Consider the following 3,082-nt stretch of genomic DNA (forward strand, 5'->3'; position numbering starts at 1 on the left):
TCAGCATGGTGGTGCAGATAAGGTTAAGCGGTTTATTAATGTAAATACACCGCATTGTGGCAGTGAATGGGCTTCAGGTGCCTGGTTAAGTATAGGACTACCACCTTTTATCACGCCTTTTCTTGAAGGGAAAGAAAAGGTTTTATCTCTAGTCCCCGGGCTTGCTGCCTCTATCTATTCCTTAAGAACTCATCGTAGCCCAGAACTTCTTGGAAAACAAATAATAACTATCCTATTTAAAAGAGAAGGGGCAATATATGATTTAATGCCTGAGAGCAAATTTATTAAAGAAGTAAATACTACTCAGATGCCCGAAGGAATTGAGTATATCTGTATCGTTGGTCAAATACCAGGATTAATAAATCCTGAAAACTACCGTAATAGTGATGGTGTAGTTTCAGTTGCAAGCCAACGCTCGGAATATAAAGGACAACAAACTATCCCCTGGGATGAGGTAATAACGATAGCAGATGGGAACAAAGGTGAGCATGGTCAGTCGCCAAACCAACATGACAAAATCCTGCAGGCACTTGATGGTATCCCAGACAAAGGCACTAAGACCTACGACACGCCGCAGGTAACACTGGGCACATTTACCTTTCAACCAGGCACTTATAGCTTATACTACCAGGGTTCAAGCGATAATTTCTATATCACTGGCAAGATTCAGGATTACATCCCCGCTTCTTGCAGTATTACGGTAGAGATAGACTCTGAAGGCAATTATGGCTCAGATAAAGATGGTCAGATAAAAGAGCGGCAGGATTTAATCCAACCAATCGATATGAATACTCAATCGCAGGAATTACCAAAAGGCACAAAACTCAATGTCAGCTTTAACTTCCATCCCACTAACTTACTTACCCAGGGCAGTCATACCTTCCGCGTAACGATAAAAAACCCTGCCGGACTTATCGGCCCAGCGACGACAAAGGAAGGCTCTGACTGGATACCGTTTGAAATAATACCAAAACCTACTTTATTATGGCAAAAGGAGTTTGAGCAGGAACCTTCATCCATCAGTATGTCTGAGGATGGACATTACATTGTTGTAACTACTAATCCAGCAATTGTATGTCTTACTGGTGATATAGTATCATTAGGCAGTGTAAGTTATGTATATCTCCTTGATAATACAGGTAAGATAATATGGCAATATGAGTATGTGAAAAAGGATACTAAAGAGATTGGGATTAATGCTACTATCTCTGAAGATGGTAATTATATTGCTCTTCAAACTATCAAAGAAACTGAGTATATAGATCAGTTTAGTTATTCACTAATCTACCTTAACAAAAATGGGGAATTTCTGTGGAGAAAAGAGGAAATAGAAGCGGGATTAAATCTTTCCGAAGATGGTAAATATATATTATCCAGTAGTGCCTGGCTGGGCTATTATGCTTATTTATTTGATAAAGATGGTAATGAAATCTGGCGAAAAGAGAATATAGAATCTGTCCCTTTAATTACTTCAGATGGGAATTATATTTTATTAGGGGATACTCTTTTTGACAAAGAAGGTAATATTATCTGGAAGAAAGATCTTATAGGAAAATCAATGTCAAGGGATGGTAATATTATTGCTGGACAGGGTGAGAATGGAGATATTTGGGTATTGGATAGATCAGGAAATTTTCTTTGGAAATATCCTCCTTTGAGACCTTTTGGTTTTGAGGGAATTACGGTTTCTTTAGATGGTAATTATCTTTTTGCCCGTGAGTACTTAACCGGTTATCTCTTTGATAAAAGTGGTAATTTATTATGGAAAAAGTCCTATTCATATCCTGATGATGTAGATCCTGAGAATGTAGGTTGGTTTTCTTGTATTCCTTCTGAAAATGGGAATTACAGTGTAATTCTTCATTACCTAAAGGACTATTTTTGGATTGACTTCTTGGATCGATTTGGAAATACAATTGGGCAGATTAAGGAAAATCTCCCAAACATACAGAATAAATATGCCATTGCCCTATCGACTGACGGAAAATATCTTGGTATCATTCGTGCTAATAGTTTTTATTTCTACGACATGACTTGCTTTATTAAATAATATTATGTTAGAAAGGAGATAAACTTCCTATGTTAAAAAAACTAAAAGTATCTTTTTTACTGTTATGGTTAAGTTTCATAGGGGAAGGATTATTATTCTGTATCGATGCCTTTCCTCAAACCGTAGCTACTGTTGATATTATTAACCCTATCAATGAAGCACTATTAAGAGGGACTGTCTCTATATCCGCAGATATAAGTATCTCTTATGGATTTAACCAAGATCCTACAGGAAATCCGAGAAGTCCAAGAGGGGGATTTGGTCCCAGAGGAAATAATGTCCATCAGGGAGTTGATACCCTTGATCCACTAAATACCCCAGTGAGGGCAGTAAGAGATGGTATTGCTCATCTAAGAGAAAATGTTCGTGAAGTTCGTAATCGTAGAACAGGAGAGATACGACGACTCGGATATGGAGATTATATTGTAATAGATCATGGAGATGGGCTTTATACCCTTTATGCACATCTTAATGCTCGTAATGTTGCTGAGGGACAACAAGTAAATACTGGTGATATAATAGGGCACTCGGGGAATTCTCCAGGCGGTTATGGATATCATTTGCACTTTGGAGTATGGCAGGGATACCCTCATACTCAAAATTCAACACCCATAAATCCTGACAACTATCTACCCACAGCACCAATAAGGGTCAGAACTACTATTGATACGACGGAGGAAATTCACCACCGAGACTATCCCGCAGGGACTACTGCTATTAGTTACTCCACACCGTGGAATACCACTCAAAATGAAGATGGAACACATACCGTAGGAGTAGAGACTCAGAGATTAAGTACCTTGGCCAACGGAGACCTTGATACGAGAGAAATAGGAACGGATAGTGTCCAAGTAATAGTAGATAACAGTACAAGAGTAGTTGAAGTGCCAATTCAGAAGTCTGCTTCGCCGGCGACTCCTATTGCTGGCGGGTTTCAGGCGGCTTCATCCCTCTATTTCTGGGATAATCAGAATAATTACTGGGAGCGCTGGATTAATTCTAATCTACGCGTGGATTCAGATAATATCATCC

2 protein-coding genes are annotated in these 3,082 nt (G+C 38.9%); both read left to right on the top strand.

Annotated elements, in window-relative coordinates; all coding sequences use genetic code 11:
• The coding region (locus AB1414_18085; GenBank protein MEW6609324.1) for a hypothetical protein at positions 1 to 2,050 on the top strand (2,050 nt) is incomplete at its 5' end.
• A 29-nt stretch (positions 2,051 to 2,079) separates the two neighbouring features.
• The coding region (locus AB1414_18090; GenBank protein ID MEW6609325.1) for a M23 family metallopeptidase at positions 2,080 to 3,082 on the top strand (1,003 nt) is incomplete at its 3' end.

This window comes from bacterium (assembly GCA_040755795.1).
Lineage (GTDB): Bacteria > UBA9089 > CG2-30-40-21 > CG2-30-40-21 > SBAY01 > JBFLXS01.